The 16317-nt window shown below is 73.7% G+C and carries 17 protein-coding genes and 1 riboswitch; of the genes, 8 read left to right on the top strand and 9 right to left on the bottom strand.

The genetic code is table 11. The features are described from left to right. Positions 1-154 precede the first annotated feature (154 nt). The 5 genes from ACLQ2U_RS28945 (at position 155) to nhaA (ending at position 3906) form a co-directional block, all read left to right on the top strand. The gene (locus tag ACLQ2U_RS28945) at positions 155-514 is read left to right on the top strand and encodes a hypothetical protein (protein WP_425754070.1); all 360 of its coding nucleotides are present in this window, start codon (positions 155-157) and stop codon (positions 512-514) included. Positions 515-690: 176 nt separating this feature from the next. Further along, a complete protein-coding gene (locus ACLQ2U_RS28940; RefSeq protein ID WP_425754069.1) occupies positions 691-870 on the top strand; it encodes a hypothetical protein in 180 nt (59 codons plus the stop codon). A gap of 217 nt (positions 871-1087) precedes the next feature. Next, on the top strand, positions 1088-1336 hold the full coding sequence (locus ACLQ2U_RS28935; protein ID WP_425754068.1) for a hypothetical protein: 249 nt from the start codon (positions 1088-1090) through the stop codon (positions 1334-1336). 141 nt (positions 1337-1477) lie between these two features. After that, a riboswitch (cyclic di-AMP (ydaO/yuaA leader) is annotated at positions 1478-1648 on the top strand. Then, the gene (locus tag ACLQ2U_RS28930) at positions 1647-2333 is read left to right on the top strand and encodes a transglycosylase family protein (protein WP_425754067.1); all 687 of its coding nucleotides are present in this window, start codon (positions 1647-1649) and stop codon (positions 2331-2333) included. (Overlaps the previous riboswitch by 2 nt.) Positions 2334-2583: 250 nt before the next feature. Continuing rightward, positions 2584-3906, top strand: coding sequence for a Na+/H+ antiporter NhaA (gene nhaA / locus ACLQ2U_RS28925; RefSeq protein ID WP_425754066.1), 1323 nt, complete (start codon positions 2584-2586; stop codon positions 3904-3906). A gap of 29 nt (positions 3907-3935) precedes the next feature. Here nhaA and ACLQ2U_RS28920 read toward each other — a convergent pair whose 3' ends face one another. The 5 genes from ACLQ2U_RS28920 to ACLQ2U_RS28900 all read right to left on the bottom strand — a co-directional run bounded on the left by ACLQ2U_RS28920 (position 3936) and on the right by ACLQ2U_RS28900 (position 8179). Beyond that, on the bottom strand, positions 3936-5006 hold the full coding sequence (locus tag ACLQ2U_RS28920; RefSeq protein ID WP_425754065.1) for an ABC transporter ATP-binding protein: 1071 nt from the start codon (positions 5004-5006) through the stop codon (positions 3936-3938). Further along, the gene (modB, locus tag ACLQ2U_RS28915; protein ID WP_425754064.1) at positions 5003-5827 is read right to left on the bottom strand and encodes a molybdate ABC transporter permease subunit; all 825 of its coding nucleotides are present in this window, start codon (positions 5825-5827) and stop codon (positions 5003-5005) included. The genes ACLQ2U_RS28920 and modB overlap by 4 nt, the downstream gene beginning before the upstream one ends. Next, positions 5827-6615, bottom strand: a complete 789-nt coding sequence (gene modA, locus ACLQ2U_RS28910; RefSeq protein WP_425754063.1) for a molybdate ABC transporter substrate-binding protein — start codon at positions 6613-6615, stop codon at positions 5827-5829. Before modA ends, modB begins: the two co-directional genes overlap by 1 nt. Beyond that, the gene (locus ACLQ2U_RS28905) at positions 6615-7034 is read right to left on the bottom strand and encodes a TOBE domain-containing protein (protein WP_425754062.1); all 420 of its coding nucleotides are present in this window, start codon (positions 7032-7034) and stop codon (positions 6615-6617) included. The genes modA and ACLQ2U_RS28905 overlap by 1 nt, the downstream gene beginning before the upstream one ends. Before the next feature lie 215 nt (positions 7035-7249). Further along, a complete protein-coding gene (locus tag ACLQ2U_RS28900; protein WP_425754061.1) occupies positions 7250-8179 on the bottom strand; it encodes a diacylglycerol/lipid kinase family protein in 930 nt (309 codons plus the stop codon). A gap of 92 nt (positions 8180-8271) precedes the next feature. Here ACLQ2U_RS28900 and ACLQ2U_RS28895 point away from each other — a divergent pair, with 92 nt between their 5' ends. Next, on the top strand, positions 8272-9171 hold the full coding sequence (locus ACLQ2U_RS28895) for a DUF4231 domain-containing protein (protein ID WP_425754060.1): 900 nt from the start codon (positions 8272-8274) through the stop codon (positions 9169-9171). Between the two features lie 28 nt (positions 9172-9199). Here ACLQ2U_RS28895 and ACLQ2U_RS28890 read toward each other — a convergent pair whose 3' ends face one another. Next, the gene (locus ACLQ2U_RS28890) at positions 9200-10183 is read right to left on the bottom strand and encodes a helix-turn-helix domain-containing protein (protein WP_425754059.1); all 984 of its coding nucleotides are present in this window, start codon (positions 10181-10183) and stop codon (positions 9200-9202) included. A 242-nt stretch (positions 10184-10425) separates the two neighbouring features. Here ACLQ2U_RS28890 and ACLQ2U_RS28885 point away from each other — a divergent pair, with 242 nt between their 5' ends. Both ACLQ2U_RS28885 and ACLQ2U_RS28880 read left to right on the top strand, forming a co-directional pair. Further along, a complete protein-coding gene (locus ACLQ2U_RS28885; protein ID WP_425754058.1) occupies positions 10426-11364 on the top strand; it encodes a diacylglycerol/lipid kinase family protein in 939 nt (312 codons plus the stop codon). Positions 11365-11618: 254 nt separating this feature from the next. Beyond that, complete coding sequence (locus tag ACLQ2U_RS28880; RefSeq protein WP_425754057.1) at positions 11619-12419, top strand: nucleotidyltransferase domain-containing protein; 801 nt, start codon at positions 11619-11621, stop codon at positions 12417-12419. Positions 12420-12461: 42 nt separating this feature from the next. On the opposite strand, the gene ACLQ2U_RS28875 is transcribed toward ACLQ2U_RS28880, so the two are convergent. From ACLQ2U_RS28875 to ACLQ2U_RS28865, 3 genes are all read right to left on the bottom strand, one after another. Then, entirely contained in the window at positions 12462-13208 is a 747-nt protein-coding gene (locus tag ACLQ2U_RS28875) for an SAM-dependent methyltransferase (protein WP_425754056.1), read from the bottom strand. Between the two features lie 265 nt (positions 13209-13473). Continuing rightward, positions 13474-14928: a hypothetical protein gene (locus ACLQ2U_RS28870; protein WP_425754113.1), complete on the bottom strand. Its 1455-nt coding sequence runs from the start codon at positions 14926-14928 to the stop codon at positions 13474-13476. 1084 nt (positions 14929-16012) lie between these two features. After that, the coding region (locus tag ACLQ2U_RS28865; protein WP_425754055.1) for a hypothetical protein at positions 16013-16317 on the bottom strand (305 nt) is incomplete at its 5' end.

Below are 16317 nucleotides of genomic sequence, written 5' to 3'. Positions count from 1 at the left end.
CGTCAGTGTGGCCGGCCGGCCCGGCCAATGCCGGCCGGAGGTGGCCTGCGGGCCGCCTTGATCTGATAGAGCGCAGCTCGGCAGTCTGTGGCCGTCGCCGGGTGTTCTGTCACGGGACATGAGCTGCGGCGATGGCACCCGGCATACTGATCGCATGCGGCAGGCGTTCGCTCACGAGGCGATTCTCCTCATGGCGCCGGACGCCGACACGCAGGCTCCCGGTGCGGCGATCACTATGGCCTTGTGCGGCCATTGGGAACACGAGCCGCCATGCCCCTTGGCCTCGCACCACACCCGTGCGGATCGGAGCGACGGTGAGGTGCGTCTGAGGATTCTGTTCGCTGCCGAACCGGAGCTGGAAGACACCGTCCGGCAGCGCATCGACCTGGCGCTGTCCCGCGGTCAACTGCCCGGTCCGGAAGGCGCGCACACGCGGTGGCAACTACGCATCAGCCGACGCAGTGAGGTCTCACCTGAGGAGACGAACCACGCCACGCGCTTGACGCGCGGCTGAGCCACGCACGGTGGCGTCCATGGAAGTGGTGTACGACTTGCCGGTGATGGGCGTCTGTCGGGCAGCTCGTTCCGCGTCGACCCCACCTGCCAGCAAGATCAGGCTGATCCCGCATGTCCAGGGGCGTTGCGCGTGCGTCATGGCAGCCTCGGCGTTCCCCAGGTCGAGGGCGGCGTATGCCAGGACGCCTTGCAGCCTGGCGGGCGCGGGCCCGACTGGGCGAGGTGACCGCCGCGATCGCGCGGGGGCGGCCGTGGCAGGCCGACGAGTTCGGCCGGGCCGTGACCGGGCGGCAGGGGAGCAAGCTGATGGCGCTCCGCGCACCACCCGGGATGAAGGCGACGGCGTGTCACTGATCGTCCGGACGCAAAGCGAGGCCACCACAATGAACTGGGACGGGTCGGAGAGCGGGCATGCCGAGGTGACGCTCTGTTACCGCCTCCGGTACCAGGGCGAGACGGCGGACCCGGTGGCCGAGGTGGACTGTCCGGCCACCGCCCCGGTCACCCCGCGCCCCGAGGCCACCCTGCCGAGCGGCTGCGCCGGGAGTTGCCGACCGGCACCGCCGCCACCGTGGCGTCCGTCGGCGCGGTCCTCGACGGTCTCGCGCTCGACCCCCGGGTACGCCGGGACGTCGCCACCGCCGGCGGCCATGTCGGACTGGCGCTGCGCGCGGACCGGCGCGGCGCGTGCCTGCTGGCCAGAGTGGTGGGTGATCGGGTGGAGGTGTGGAGCCCCAGTGCGGTTCAGCTCCAGCCCGGCGAGTTGAGCCGCACGGGGGAGACCGCAGCCGCCAGCCAGGGCCAGCGGTCACCACACTGAGGACGGGATTGTCTACGCCTGTGGACGGTCCGCAACTCGGGAGGTCGCCCCTTCGCCTGACCGGGTGAAGAACTTCACAAGAAGTGGGCAATCGGCCGAAACGGCTCCTAACGTCGTTCTGGTCCGCCATCGCGGACACCACGGTCGGTAACGCCTAATCCATGCCGCCGACCGGGACCAAGGCAACTGGCATGGAGCGGGGGACCCACACGTTCTTCGGTGCACGTCACCTCGGGGTGAAGCCGCCTGCGGCGGCCGGGCTCCTCGGCCCGAACCCGACAGCTCACCTCGTCGGCGTGGAGGATCACAGATGGCAACTGAACACACCGCCCGTCACCGACGGGTCAGCTCGCGCCGGGTCGCCGTCGGCACGCTCGCCGTCGGCGCGGTCACCGGGATCGCCGCCGTTCTGGCGCCGGCCGCTCCGGCCAGCGCCGCCAGCGTCAACTGGGACGCGATCGCCCAGTGCGAGTCCGGCGGCAACTGGCACATCAACACCGGGAACGGCTACTACGGTGGCCTGCAGTTCTCGCAGGGCACCTGGTCCGGCTACGGCGGCAAGAAGTACGCCTCCCGTGCCGACCTGGCCAGCCGTGGCGAGCAGATCGCGATCGCCGAGCGGGTGCTCGATGGCCAGGGCATCGGCGCCTGGCCGGTGTGCGGCAAGAAGGGTGGCTCGACGAAGAGCTACTCCAGCGGCTCCGAGAAGTCGGAGAAGCCGCAGAAGTCGGAGCGGCGCTCCGAGTCGCGGTCGACCGCCAAGTCGAAGAAGACCGAGCGGTCCGCCCAGCAGAAGCAGGGCAACAGCCGCAGCGAGCGGCGCAGCGCTCCGGCGTCCAGCGGCGACACGTACGTGGTGCGGCCGGGCGACACCCTGTCGCAGATCGCCGACGCGAAGGACCTGGCCGGTGGCTGGCAGGCGCTGTACGAGCGCAACAAGCGCGTCGTCGGCGCCGACCCGGGCCTGATCTTCCCGGGTCAGAAGCTCAGCCTCTGACGCATCGCCCCTCATCGAGGGCGCACCACCGCACCGACGACGCCCGGCCGGTCCACCGGCCGGGCGTCGTCGTGTCCGGACCGGCCGGCGGGTTCTCCGGAGCGGTCCGGCGGGTAGGAGCCAGCAGTGGGCCGCCGGCAAGACCCGGGACCTGCATTCGCGCGACCGCACGGGGATAGGGTTGGCCCTGGTGTGCCGGGAAGTCTGGTCGGCGATGGGACGACGTGACCCCTGCCGACGAGGAGACCCCGTGACCGACGCCACCCGGCGCCGTGCCATCCTGTTCGCCCGACTCTCCTGGGGCGAGACCAGCCGGATATCCGCCATCCTCCGCAAGGAGACGGTCGGCGGGGCACTCCTGCTGGTCGGCGCGCTGGTGGCGTTGATCTGGTCGAACTCGCCCTGGGCGGACGGCTACCGGTCGCTGCGGGACGTCACGTTCGGCCCGGCGTCCCTGCACCTCGACCTCAGCCTCGCCACCTGGGCGGCGGACGGACTGCTGGCGATCTTCTTCTTCGTCGCCGGGCTGGAACTCAAGCGCGAGTTCGTCGCCGGTGATCTGCGGGACCCGCGCCGCGCGGCGGTGCCGGTGGCTGCGGCGGTGGGCGGGGTGCTCGTCCCCGCGCTGCTGTTCACCCTGATCGCCGGGGCCGCCGGGGCGGGCGCGGTCAAGGGATGGGCGATCCCGACGGCCACCGACATCGCCTTCGCGCTGGCCGTGCTGGCCGTGGCCGGGCGCTTCCTGCCGTCGGCGCTGCGCACCTTCCTGCTCACCCTGGCCGTCGTGGACGACCTGCTGGCCATCGTCATCATCGCCGTCTTCTACACCTCCAGCCTGGCGGTCCTGCCGCTGGCCGCCGCGCTGGTCCCGCTGGCGATCTTCGCGGTGCTGGTGCGGCGGCGGGTGCGGTCCTGGTGGCTGCTGCTCCCGCTGGCCGCGGTGACCTGGGCGCTGGTCCACGCCTCCGGGGTGCACGCGACCGTGGCGGGGGTGCTGCTGGCGTTCAGCGTCCCGGTGATCCGCAGCGAGGCTGCCGGCGGCCCGGACGCCGGCCCGGGCCTGGCCGAGCACTTCGAGCACCGGTTCCGGCCGCTCTCCGCCGGGGTCGCGGTGCCGGTCTTCGCGTTCCTCTCCGCCGGGGTGACGGTCGGCGGGCTCGCCGGCCTGGCCACCGCGTTGACCGACCGGGTCGCGGTGGGCATCGTGGCTGGCCTGGTCGTCGGCAAGCCGATCGGCATCCTGACCGCCACCTGGCTGGTCTCCCGGTTCACCCGGGCCGACCTTGACAAGGGCCTGAACTGGCTCGACGTGCTCGGGCTGGCCCTGCTGGGCGGGATCGGCTTCACCGTGTCGCTGCTGATCGGCGAACTCGCATTCGGGCTGGGCAGCGAGCGCGACGACCACGTCAAGGTCGCGGTGCTCACCGGCTCGCTGCTCTCCGCGCTGCTGGCGACGGTGATCCTGCGGGCCCGCAGCCGCTTCTACCGTCGGGTGCACGAGGTGGAGACCGTCGACGAGGACCACGATGGCGTCCCGGACGTCTTCGAGCGCGAGGCCGGCAACGGCGCCTGAGGGCCGGCCTTCGTCGCGGCCGAGACCCGCTAGGGCGACCCGGCCGGGTACGCGCGGGTCTCGGCCGCCTTCACCGCCGCCCACACCCGCTGCCCGGGCACCAGCCGCAGCTGCGCCGCGGCGGCCGGAGTGACGTCGGCGGCGGCGGTGACCGCGCCGGTGAGCTGGACCCGCAGGTTGTCGCCGTGCCGCTGCACCCCCGCGACGGTGGCGGGCCAGGTGTTGCGCGGGCTGCCCTCGGGGCGGTGCGGGTGCAGGGCCACCGCGGCCGGCGGGAACACCACGAAGGCGTCCCCGTCGAGCCGGTCGGCGGCGGCGATGGCGAAGCCGTCGCCGAGGTGCACCAGATGGCCGTCGGCGCGGCCGCGGTAGAGGTTGAGCCCGACCAGGCGGGCCACGTAGTCGGTGCGCGGCCGGGCGGTCACGCTCGCCGCGTCCCCCTCCTGGACCACCCGGCCGTCCTCGACGATGACCAGCCGGTCGGCCAGCGCGAGGGCGTCGAGCGGGTCGTGGGTGACCAGCAGCGCCGCGCCGGGGTGATCGGCCAGGTGCCGGTGCAGCTGGGCCCGGGTGTCCAGCCGGGTCCGGGCGTCCAGCGCCGCGAGGGGCTCGTCGAGCAGCAGCAACGTCGGATGTACGGCGAGCGCCCGGGCGAGGGCGACGCGCTGGGCCTGCCCGCCGGAGAGCTGCCGTGGCCGGTGCCGGGCGTACCCGGCGAGGCCGACCCGGTCCAGCCAGCCGGCGGCCCGGTCCCGGGCGGCCCGCCGGTCCAGGCCCTGCCGGCGGGGCCCGAACGCCACGTTGTCCCGCGCGCTGAGGTGCGGGAAGAGCAGGTAGTCCTGGAAGACCACGCCGACCCGCCGGCGCTCCGGCGGCACCCAGGCCCGCCGGTCGGGCCGGTCCAGCTCCACCCCGTCGAGGCGGACGTGCCCAGCGGTGAGCGGTTGCAGCCCGGCCAGCGCGCGCAGGGAGGTGGTCTTGCCGGCGCCGTTCGGGCCGAGCAGCGCGACCACCTCGCCGGCGCCGACCGAGACCCGGGCGTCGAGCCGGAACGCGCCCCGGTCGACCACCAGGTGCGAGTCGAGCAGCGGGCCGGTCACGGGCTGGTGATCCAGCGGTCGCGCAGCCCGGCGAGGATCGCCACCGACACGGTGAGCAGGATCAGGCTGAGCACGATGGCGCCGTCCAGGTCGGTCTCCAGCGCCAGGTAGACGGCCAGCGGCATGGTCTGGGTGCGGCCGGGATAGTTGCCGGCGAAGGTGATGGTGGCGCCGAACTCGCCGAGCGCGCGGGCCCAGCAGAGCACCGCGCCGGCGGCGACGCCCGGGGCGACCAGCGGCAGCGTGACGTGGGTGAAGGTGGTCCAGCGGCCGGCGCCGAGGGTGGCGGCGGCCTCCTCGTACCGGCTGTCGGCGCCGCGCAGCGCCCCCTCCACCGCGATGATCAGGAACGGCATCGCGACGAACGCCTCGGCGAGCACCACGCCGGTGGTGGTGAACGGCAGGGTGAGGCCGAACGTGCTGTCCAGCCAGCCGCCGAGCAGCCCCCGGCGGCCGAAGACCAGCACCAACGCGACGCCGCCGACCACCGGCGGCAGCACCAGCGGCACGGTGACCAGCGCCCGCACCAGCCGCCGGCCGGGGAACTCCACCCGGGCCAGCAGCCAGGCCAGGGGTACGCCGAGTGCCAGGCAGAGCAGCGTGGCGAGGGTGGCGCACTGCAGGGACAGCCGCAGGGCGGTGAGCACGCCCGGCGCGCTCAGCCGCTCCGGCAGCGACGCCCACGGGGTACGCAGCAGCAGCCCGCCCAGCGGCAGCACCAGGAACAGCAGCCCGAGGGTGGCCGGCACGAGCAGCGCCACCGGCACCCGCCGCCCGGGAACACGCGGTCGCCGGACCGGCGTCTCGTCGACGAGCGGCATCAGGAGCCGGACGGCGCCTGGAAGCCGGCCCGGGTGAGCACGGCCCGGCCCTGGTCGGAGCGGACGTACGCGACGAAGGCCCGCGCGCCGGCCGGGTTGGGGGCGTCCGTGAGCGCCACGATCGGGTAGTCGTTGACCGCGCCGGCGGACTCGGGGAACTCCACGCCGTCGACGGCGTCGGCGGCGGCCCGGGCGTCGGTGCGGTAGACCAGCGCGGCGTCGACCTCGCCGAGCTTCACCTTCGACAGGGCGCCCTTGACGTCCTGCTCGAGCGTCACCGGGGTCAGTCGCACGGTCGCCGCGTCGAGGGCCTTCGTCGCCGCCGCGCCGCAGGGCACCTGTGCGGCGCAGAGCGCGACCTTCACCTCCGGCCCGGTCAGGTCGGCCAGCCCGGTGATCTTCTGTGGGTTTCCCTTGGGCACGGCGATGACGAGCTGGTTGCGGGCGAAGGCGGCGGGAGCGCCCTCGGCGTTGCCGGCTTCGGTCACCGTGGCCATGTTCGTCGCGGCGGCGGCGGCGAACACGTCGGCCGGCGCGCCCTGGTTGATCTGGGTGGCCAGGGCGGAGCTGCCGGCGAAGTTGAAGGTGACCGTCGCGCCGGGGTGGGCGGCCTCGAACTGCCGGCCCAGGGTGGTGAACGACTCGGTCAGCGACGCCGCGGCGAACACCGTCACCGTCCCGGTCACCGCGTCCGCGTCGCCTGAGGGCGCGGTGCTCCCGCCGCCGCAGCCGGCCAGGGCCAGCGTCGCGAGCACGGCCAGGGTGGCTGCGAGCCGACGTGCGGTCATCAGTTCCTTCCCCTTCCGCCACCGCCGGGGGCGGCCCGTTCCACCACGACGGTGGTCGACTTGATCACGGCGACGGCCACCGAGCCGACCCGCAGGTCCAGCTCGTCGACCGCCTCCCGGCTCATCAGCGAGACGATCCGGAACGGTCCGGCCTGGATGTCGACCTGCGCCATCACCGTGTCGCGGACGACGGCGGTGACGATGCCGCGCAGCCGGTTGCGGGCCGAGGAGAACTCCGCCCCGCCGTCCGGCCCGGCGGCCTGGGCGCGGACGAACCCGGCCAGGTCGACGCCGTCGATCAGCCGGTGGCCGTGCTCGTCGCGGCTGGCGGCCAGCCGGCCGGCGTCCACCCAGCGGCGCACCGTGTCGGTGCTGACGCCCAGCAGTTCGGCCGCCTCGCTGATCCGGAACACGGTCACCGGGTCAGCCTAGCGGCCCGCATCTGCGTGGCGGAAGGCGGTTCTGTGCCCGCGTACCAGAGGGGTGTGTCGGTGAAACGGCCGCAACTGCGGCGCGGTGCGTGCTCCCGGCGGGCGCCGGGCAGAAATTCGCGCTGGTCACCACGGCGACGGGCTGGTCGTTCATCGCGTTCTTCCTCCGTGGACTGCGGCCCGCCGGGCCCGTCGACGGACGGTCAGCGGTCCTCGCTGTCGGCGGGCGCCATGACGCGTAACGCGTTGGCGTCCAGGCCGATGCGCAGCGGCGTCCGGCCGCACAACTCGCCGTCGACCTCGACGCGTGCCGGCCGGTCGGTCTCCAGCCACACCTCGCCACCGGCGAGGAAGGGCCGCTGGTCCAGGGTGCGGCTGCCCCCGGTGGCCGCGTTGCGCGCGGCGTGCCGCAGCAGGTCGCGCCGGGCCGGGCCGCCGACCGGGTACGCGACCAGCAGCCGGTCGTCGGCGTCGGCGTCCGCGGTGATCGGCCGGCCGGCGTGGAAGCCGCCGTTGGCCACGTACAGCTGATGGGTGACCAGGTCGTGCGTGGCGCCGTCGACCTTCAGCGTGACCCGCAGCGGGCGGTGCCGGAGCAGCAGCGCCACGGCGGTCATCGGGTACGCGAGCCGCCCGGTGAGCCGCTTCAGCCGGGGCGGCGTGCGGCGCATGATGTCGGCGGAGAGCCCGACGCCGACGTGGTTGGCGAACCGCATGTCGCCGGCGAGCCCGAGGTCGACGTCGATCACCTTGCCGTGGGTGAGGACGGCGACGGCGCCCGCCAGGTCGAGCGGGACGCCGACGGTGCGGGCGAAGTTGTTGGTGGTGCCCAGCGGCAGCAGCCCGAGCGCGATGTCGCGGTGGGCGAGCAGCCGCGCGGCGGCGCTGAGCGTGCCGTCGCCGCCCCCGGCCACGAGCAGGTCCGGCCCGAGGTCAGCGGCCTCGGCGAGGCTGCGCTCCAGCCCGCCGGGGTGCTCGACCGGGTACGTGCCGAGCAGGTCGAAGCCGGCCGCCACCAGCCGCGCCCGGACGTGCTCGTACCGCTGCCGGCCGCGGCGGGAGTGGGCGTTGACCACCAGTGCCGCGCGCCGGTCCCGCCGGACGGCCTCGGTCAGCTCCTGCTTGCTACGCATGTGGGCGACCCTATCGCCAGCAGGCCCCGCGCCACCCCGGCCGCGAGATCGCGGCGACCCGTGGCGGGTGTCGGTGGCCTACCATGCCTTGGGTGACCAACATCGATACGTCGAGTGCGGTGACGAAGGCGTGGGAACGGCAGGGCACGTGGTCGCGGGCGGCCGACGTCGCCAAGCGCCGGATCACCCGCGGTCGCCGGGCGGTCGCCGGCCTGACCACCGGGGCCGCCGTGGCCGGCGCCCTGGCCACCCAGTTCGGCGAGACCGAGCAGGCCGGCCGGGTACTGGCGATCGTGGCCGCGGCCGCGCTGCTGCTGGTGCCGCTGGCCGCCCGGTCGGCGTCCCGGGACGCCGTGCAGCGCTGGACCCGACTGCGGTCCGTCTCCGAGGCGCTCAAGGCCGACGTGCACCGCCACCTCGCCGGGGTCGCGCCGTTCGACGGCGCCGATCGGGAGGCCGTGCTGCTGCGGCGCGTCGACGGTCTGCTGGACGACGCCGGCGACCTCATCGGCGTGACCCTCGACGCCGCGCCGGCCGCCCGGCCGCTGCCCGACATCTCGGACGTGCCCGGCTACCTGGCCCACCGGGTGGACCGGCAGGTCGAGGGCTACTACCTGCCGATGGCGCGGCGGATGGCCCGGTTGGCGACCCGGGTCCGGTACGCCACCACGGCGGTGACGGTCGCCGCGGCGCTGCTCGCCGCCACGGCCGGGGTGCTGGGCGGCCGGCCGGGGCTCACCGCCTGGGTGGGCGTGGCGGCGACCGTGACGACGGCGCTGGTCGGCTACGGCGCCGCCCAGCAGTACGAGCACCAGCAGATCGAGTACGCCCGGACGGCCGACCAGCTCACCCGGCTGCGGCTGACCCGCGAGGCCGGGCACGGCTGGACCGACGACGCCGCGTTCGTCACGGAGGCCGAGCGGATCATCTCGCTCTCCAACGAGGCGTGGATGGCCAAGATGATCGAGGAGGACGGCCTGCGGCAGCAGTGATCCCGGTGCGCGATCGGCAGGGGACCGGTCAACAGACCGCCGGGCGCGCCTCCGGCTCGGTGAACAGGTCGGCGCCGGCCAGCGCGGCCCGCGGATCGCCGTAGCGCCAGTGCACCCGGTACTGGGCGCGCAGCCGGGGCCGGGGAACGGCCCACTCGTACGCCACGACACCCTCGCCTTTTCGCGGGTGCGGGGTGACCTCGGCGGTGCTCTCCGAGGTGAACGAGGTCTCGTTGCCCCAGACGGTGGGTCGGGTCGCGGTGGGGAAGTCGAGCCGGATGGTCAGGTGCCGGGTCGGCAGCCGGATGTCGCGCTGCAACCAGTCGCCGAACTTCCACACCGGCACCCGGTAGGCGTAGTCCACGACGGTGCGCTGCCCGGGATAGAGCGGCAGCGGCGTGCCGCCGGTGTCGAACATCAGCACGATCTTGACGAAGGCGTCCCGACTGCGGGTCACCCGCCAGCGCATCGGCTCGGGCTGGTCGGCGCCGATCGTGGCCCGGAAGTCCACCTCGTCGAGGGTCAACGGGTGGCGACTGTGGAAGGTCGTCGAGCGGGCCGGGTCGTCGGGGAACCGGTCGATGTCGATCTGCACGGTGTACCGGGTGATCGGTTCGGTGCCGACGCTGTGCAGAGCGCGGCGGAATCGACACTCGTACCAGCCGTCGACCAGGGAGAGGTTGGCCTGCTCGTCCTCGATCAGCAGGTGCGAGCCGATGGGCGGCGGGACGGCGGTGGGGCCGAGGGCGGAGAACCGGCCGCCCTGGCCCCGGGTGCCGGCGAAGACGACGTACCGCTGCCAGATGCGGTTGCCGCTGTCGAGCACCAGCTCGACCCGGCGGGCGAACTCCTCGGTGGGCTGGTGCCGGCCGTTCTCGATGTGGCTGACGTACGAGGGGTCGAAGCCGGTCCGCCCGGCCAGCTCCTTCTTGGACAGTCCCCGCTGGTGGCGCCAGTGGGTCAGTTCCCGCACGAACGCCGCCGCCGCATCGTCCTGTGTGGAGGTGTCCATGCCCCCGTCCCTCGGTGTCGGGCCTCAAGTCTGGCCCACCGGACGCGTGTACGCCAGACGCCACTCGTGACCCGGGACCGGGGGGTCGACCACGGGGCCAGCGACGGACGGTCCGAGCGTCGAGGGCGATGTCGATCGGTCTCGATCCGCGTCGGCACGGACAGCGGTTCCCGGCGCCGGCTGGCCGTCGCGTCGGTCACCGGGATGCGTGGGACGGCGCCCGGCTGGGTACCACCGACGCCATGAGCACGAGTACTGCGACCAGCCCGGACACCCGTGACGCGACCGCCCCGAAGGTGGGCACCGTCGCGGTCGTCGCGCACCGGAAGAAGACCCTCGGTGGCGGCCTCGACGAGCTGCGCGCGACCCTCGTCGCCGCCGGGGTCGAGCGCCTGCTCTGGTACGAGGTGCCGAAGAGCCGCAAGGCGCCCAAGAAGGCACGAGCGGCGCTGAAGAAGGGCGTCGACCTGGTCTTCGTCTGGGGTGGCGACGGCATGGTGCAGCGCTGCGCGGACGCGATGGCCGGCGGCGACGCGGCGATGGCGATCCTGCCCGCCGGCACCGCCAACCTCTTCGCCACCAACCTCGGCATCCCCGCCGACCTCGCCGAGGCGGTCCGGATCGGCCTGCACGGCCGGCGTCGCACGCTCGACCTGGGCAAGCTCAACGGCGAGCACTTCGCGGTGATGGCCGGCGCCGGCTTCGACGGGGACCTGATCCGGGAGGCCGACCGCAAGCTCAAGGGAAAGCTCGGCCGCGTCGCGTACGTCTGGACCGGGCTGCGGCACGTCCGGGGCGAGTGCGTTCGCACCCGGATCCGGGTCGACGGCGCCGACTGGTTCGACGGCGAGGCGAGCTGCGTGCTGTTCGGCAACGTCGGCACCATCACCGGGGGAGTGCCCGCCTTCGACGACGCCCGCCCCGACGACGGCGCCCTGGAGATCGGCGTCTCCACCGCCAGCGGCGCGATCGACTGGGCGCGGACCCTCGGCCGGATGGCGACCGGCCGCTCGGAGGACTCGCCGTTCGTCCGGATCACCCGGGGCCGGAAGGTGACGGTGCGCTTCGCCGCGCCGAAGACCTACGAGCTGGACGGCGGCGCGCGGACCACGGCGACGAAGCTGAAGGTGAAGGTCGTGCCGGGGGCGTTGACGGTCTGCTGCCCGGAGCCTGAGGCCTGAGGCGGCGCCCCACGGGCTTGACGCCGGTCGCCGGATGGATTCGACTGGGGTATCGACGTGAGCCGCCGCCTCGAAGTTCCGTCGCCGGGGTGCTGGCGATCGCAGGGGCGCTCTTCCCCACTGCGGCGGGCGCGCCGGAGGTGACGGTCAGCTCGCCGTGCTCGCCTTCGGCGTCGCCTGGCTGGTGAAGGGTCAGGCGATCATCAAGGACGCCGCCGTCGGCTGACCAGGGGCGCGGGGGCATCATGGCCGGCATGGACGCCGCCGTACGCCGCTATCTCGCCGACCTGGTCGCCGCGGCCCGCCAGGTCCTCGGGGACGACCTGGTCGGCGCGTACGCCGCCGGTTCGGTCGGCCTGGACGCCTACCAGCCCGGCCGCAGCGACGTCGACGTGGCGCTGGTCTGCCAGCGCGGCCTGGGGGAGCGGACCAAGCGCGACCTGGTGGCCCGGCTGCGGCACGAGGCGCTCCCGTGCCCGGCGCGCGGGCTGGAACTGGTCGTCTACACCCGCGCGGTCGCCGGCTTCGGCACCCCGGCGCCCGGCTTCGAGGTCGAGCTGAACAGCGGCCCGCGGATGCCGTTCCGGGCGACCTGGTCCGCGGCGGACCGGCCCGCTGCCGACGGGCTCTTCTGGTACGGCCTGGACCGCAGCATCCTGCACCAGCGCGGGTACGCGCTGCTCGGTCCGCCGGCCGCCGAGACGTTCGCCGACCTGTGCCCGGAGGACCTGCGTCGGCTGCTCGTCGACGCGCTGGGCTGGTGGCTCGCCCTGCCCACCCCCGGCGGCGACGCGCCGGCGCCGGGCGCCGAGGACGCCGTGCTGGGGGCCTGCCGGTCGCTGGTCCGGGTCCGGGACGGGGTGTGGCTGTCGAAGGTCGCCGCCGGTCGCCGGCTGGCCGGGTCCGGTCCGCACGCCGAGCTGATCGCGCAGTGCGTCGCCGCCCGCGCCGGTGGCACCCCACCGAGCGGTACGCAGGCCCGCGCCTTCCAGCGTGGGGTGCGCGACGAGATCGCGGCCGGGATGGACTCCGATCGGGCGGTCCGCCCGGCGTGACGCGGTGGTGGCGCGCCCGGGCGGCGCGCCACCACCGTCCGGTCAGCGCTTGAGCAGCGCGAACACGCCCCAGCCGAGGTACTCCCGCTGGTAGCGCACGTGGCGCAGCGGATCGTCCGTCAGCTCCTGCCGCAGCTCGGCCGCCAGGTCGTCGCCGGGGTTGGCGTCCAGCCAGCGGCGGAGGTTGAGCCAGTGCGCCGCGGCGTACCGGTCCCAGCTGTCCTGGTCGGCGAGCACCATCTCCACCAGGTCCCAGCCCTGGTCCCCGAAGAGTCGGACCAGGCCGGGCAGGTCGTGGAACTCGTCCCTCGACTCGGCGTGGCAGGCCCGCACGGTGGTCTCGTCGGGCGGGTCGAGCCGCCAGTACGGCTCGCCGATCAGCAGCATCCCGCCGGGGCGCAGGCTGCGCTCCAGGATGCCGATGGTGCCGGGCACGCCCCCGCCGATCCAGGTGGCGCCGACGCAGGCGGCCACGTCGACCGGCCCGTCGGGTACGAAGGTGGCGGCCTCGCCGTGCACGAAGCGGACCCGGTCCGCCACGCCCAGCGCCGTCGCCCGTTCCCGGGCCGCAGCGGTGAAGGCGGTGCTGATGTCGACCCCGGTGCCGTGGATGCCGTGGTCGCGGGCCCAGGTGCAGAGCAGTTCGCCCTTGCCGCTGCACAGGTCGAGGATCGAGGTGCCGGGGCGCAGTTTGACGGCCCGCCCGAGGGTGGCGAGCTTCCCGGCGTCGAACGGGTTGAGGATGCGAAGGTCGCCTTCGCGGATGACGAAACTACGTGCGAGATCCATGTCGGAGAGTCCTGACGTCCGAAGGGTGCGTGCGGTCGGGCGCGAGCTGAGCGGTCGCGGTCAGCACACGGGGCACGGGCACGAAACGCACCTTCTTCGGACGTCGGAGCGATGGGCCGCCAGGCTATGGGCCGCCTGGGGCGGCGGCAACGGGATTTCGGCGGGCCGGGCGCGGCGTGTAGAGAATTCTTGACATGGCGGCGCCGTCGGCGTCCTGGACCGCACCTGGCCGCTCGCCGACACGGCCGACGCCATCCGGCGCGCCCTAGCTGCTCGGCACCGCCTCGGGCCGGTGCGCCCCCGCCGGGACGTACGGCTGGGGGACGTACGGCTTGGGAGCGGGCTGCTCGGGGACGTACGGCTCGAGATCGGGCTGCTCGGGAGCGGGCTGCTCGGCGACCGGCTCCTCCGACGTCTCCTCGGCCGGCCGCTCCGTCCCCGGACGGACCGCCAGCATCGGGTACTCGGCGGTCTCCCCGCCACCGGCGGCGGCCGCCATCACCGCGGCGGCCGCCAGGTTCGCCACCCGCTTCGCCTCCCGCTGCACCCGTGCCCGTACGTCCTTGGCGTGCCGCTCCACCGACTCCGCCGCCTGCCGCGCCTCGTCCAGACGCTTCGTCTCGACCGTGAGGCTCCGGCGGACCTCCTCGAGGCGTCGCTGCGCCTGCATGAGTTCCCGCTCGACGGTGTCCCCCTCCTGCTGGATCTCGGCGAGCTGCTGCTGGGCGGTGTCCAACTCCTCGCGCACCTGGGCCAGCGCCTGCTGCCGCTCCCCGAGCTCCTGCTGCACCGCCGTCAGCTGCTCGTGGTGGCCGGACACCTGCTCGTCCGCGCGTTGGCGCACCTCCGTGGCGTACTGCTGCGCCTCGGCGATCAGCGCCTGGATCTGCTGCTCCGCGGCGCTGTGCTGACTGGTGAGCTCCTGCTCGGCCGCCGCCCTGTGCTCGGCCAGCTCCTGCTCGGCGGCGGCCCGCCGCTCGGCGATCTCCTTCTCGCCGTTGGCCTGCCACTGGGCCAGCTCCTGCTGGCTCTGCGTCCGCGCCGCCTGGATCTCCTGCTGGATCTGCGTACGGGCAGCCCTGGTCAACGCCTCGGACGCCGCCCGGGTCTGGGTGATCTGCTTCGCGGTCTGCTCGCTGATCCGCTTCGCCTCCTGCTGGGCGCGCTCGTGCGCGGCCTCGCCGTCGGCCCGCAGCTTCTCCGCCCGCTCGTGGATCTCGGTCAGCTCCTTCTCGGCCGCGGACCGGAGCTCCTCGTACGCATTCTCCTGCTCGGCGCGGCGCGCGGACAGCTCGTCGTCCAGGTCGCGCAATGCCTGGGCGGTCCGCTCCCGCGCCTCTACCAGCACCTTCTCCGCCTCGGCCTGGAGGCTGGCCGCCCGCTGCGTCGCGGTCTCGGTGATCACCCCGGCCTGCTTCTCGGCCAGCGCGAGGATCTGGTCCACCATCGGCCCCAGGTCACGGAACGAGGCGCGCTCCACCTGCGCCGGCCGCTGCCGCAGCTCGGTCAGCTCGGCCTGCACCCGCTGGATGTGACTGGTCAGCCCCTGGATCCGGCTGGTGGCCTGGTCGCGGTCAACAGTCACGGTCGCCAGCTGACCCTCCAGCTGCTCGACGTACCGGTCCACCTGCCGCTTGTCGTAGCCGCGCAGCGCGAGCTCGAAGCTCGGCCGCGAGGTCGCGTCGTCGCGCGGGGCGAACGGCTCCTCGCCGCTGGACATAGCCATCCTCCGTACGGTCGGCCGCCGTGCGCAGTGGGGACCGCGACGAGGGGCGTGATGGGGTCGCAAGGTTACCGCCGAACGGCCCGGCGGTCACCAGGCCCCGGCTGTCGTCGACCCAGCGGGTAAGTTGCCGCAGAGCAGTTTGGCGGCTGTCCCGGTTTTGCGGAAGTCCACCGTGCCCGAGAAAGTTGAGCTGCCGCAGGTTCTCGCCGGACGACGCGAAGCTGCGGACGTTGCCGCTGCGCAGCATCGACATCACCGTCTGCGCCTCCGCGACGTGCCCGCCGACGCGCTCGATGTAGGTGGCCAACCCCATCCCGATGTACATCTCCCGCCCTGGTGGAACCCCGCCGAGCAGCTCGGTGGTCGCCGGCACCTCGAGGGCGCACAGTCCGCCACCGCGGCGCTCGCCGGCCGGCCCGCCGCGTCGATCAGCGCGTTGCGGACGTTGGCCTGGTAGGCGGTGTGCGCGGCGTTCCAGGCCCGGAACTCGGCCCCGGCGGCGACGAACTGCCGGGCCTCCATGGAAGCCCAGGCCGGGGCTGTACGCCAGGAAGAGGCTGGCGTTGCGGACCATGGGTGCGCCCCGCTCGCCAGGATCCAGCGGCGTCCCCATCGCTGCGCTGGGGGCGTGCCGAGATAAAGGGACAGGCCGGAGACCAGCGACTTGATGCCCTGCCAGGAGAACGGGTCGGCGTGGAACCCCTGCCCCTGCGGTCCCGCCTGTTCGCGATCCGCTCCGGGCAGCTGCCCACCGGTGGCGCCGACGGTGGTCGGCGTGCATCGCGGGGTGGCGGACGTGCTGGTCGTCGTCGGCTGGCCGGGACAGGCCCCGGCCTGGCCCCTCTGAACTGCGCTTTTCCTCGCGCCCGCCCGTTCCGGACGGTCGCGAATGGAGGATGTGACGCGGGACGCGTCCGACGGATTTGACGACCAATTCGGCGGGGGCGTAACTTTCTCTCTGCCAGCGCGGAACGGACGAAACAGGGCGAAAGACCTGGGAGGCCGGAGCGCAGGCCGGGCGGAGCCCGGATCGACCCCTGGGTCGATTTGGTGAGGCGAAACCGACCGGGTAGGCTGATCAGCCGGCAGGGAAACGGGCGAGCGTGCGGGATACCGCGAGCGGCCGGCCTGCTGGAAGCCACGAATGAGAGCGGCGAAAGCCGGTCGAATTGTGGTGCCCGGAATTGGGGTTGAAGCGTGATGAACCGCGGTACAGCGGTTTGACACGGGAAAATCCGCCGGGTAACGTAGTAAAAGTGCCTGGCGCGTGAGCGGCGGTCACGACAGAGCGGAAATGCCCCGGGTCGGGGCTCCACGGTGTGGGGTTTCTGGGCGGTGTGTGGTTGTTCTTTGAGAACTCAACAGGGTGCTTGATAAGCCAGT

The organism is Micromonospora sp. DT47 (genome assembly GCF_049844475.1).
In the GTDB taxonomy this organism is placed as follows: Bacteria; Actinomycetota; Actinomycetes; order Mycobacteriales; family Micromonosporaceae; genus Micromonospora.
Note: the sequence above shows the minus strand (reverse complement) of the source record. Positions and strands in the feature narration are given on the sequence as shown.

Coding starts and splice junctions, on each gene's coding strand:
- ACLQ2U_RS28945 (WP_425754070.1), top strand. CDS start 155: ATGCGGCAGGCGTTCGCTCACGAGGCGATTCTCCTCATGGCGCCGGAC.
- ACLQ2U_RS28940 (WP_425754069.1), top strand. CDS start 691: ATGCCAGGACGCCTTGCAGCCTGGCGGGCGCGGGCCCGACTGGGCGAG.
- ACLQ2U_RS28930 (WP_425754067.1), top strand. CDS start 1,647: ATGGCAACTGAACACACCGCCCGTCACCGACGGGTCAGCTCGCGCCGG.
- modB (WP_425754064.1), bottom strand. CDS start 5,827: ATGCCGCTCGTCGACGAGACGCCGGTCCGGCGACCGCGTGTTCCCGGG.
- modA (WP_425754063.1), bottom strand. CDS start 6,615: ATGACCGCACGTCGGCTCGCAGCCACCCTGGCCGTGCTCGCGACGCTG.
- ACLQ2U_RS28900 (WP_425754061.1), bottom strand. CDS start 8,179: ATGCGTAGCAAGCAGGAGCTGACCGAGGCCGTCCGGCGGGACCGGCGC.
- ACLQ2U_RS28890 (WP_425754059.1), bottom strand. CDS start 10,183: ATGGACACCTCCACACAGGACGATGCGGCGGCGGCGTTCGTGCGGGAA.
- ACLQ2U_RS28885 (WP_425754058.1), top strand. CDS start 10,426: ATGAGCACGAGTACTGCGACCAGCCCGGACACCCGTGACGCGACCGCC.
- ACLQ2U_RS28880 (WP_425754057.1), top strand. CDS start 11,619: ATGGACGCCGCCGTACGCCGCTATCTCGCCGACCTGGTCGCCGCGGCC.
- ACLQ2U_RS28875 (WP_425754056.1), bottom strand. CDS start 13,208: ATGGATCTCGCACGTAGTTTCGTCATCCGCGAAGGCGACCTTCGCATC.
- ACLQ2U_RS28870 (WP_425754113.1), bottom strand. CDS start 14,928: ATGTCCAGCGGCGAGGAGCCGTTCGCCCCGCGCGACGACGCGACCTCG.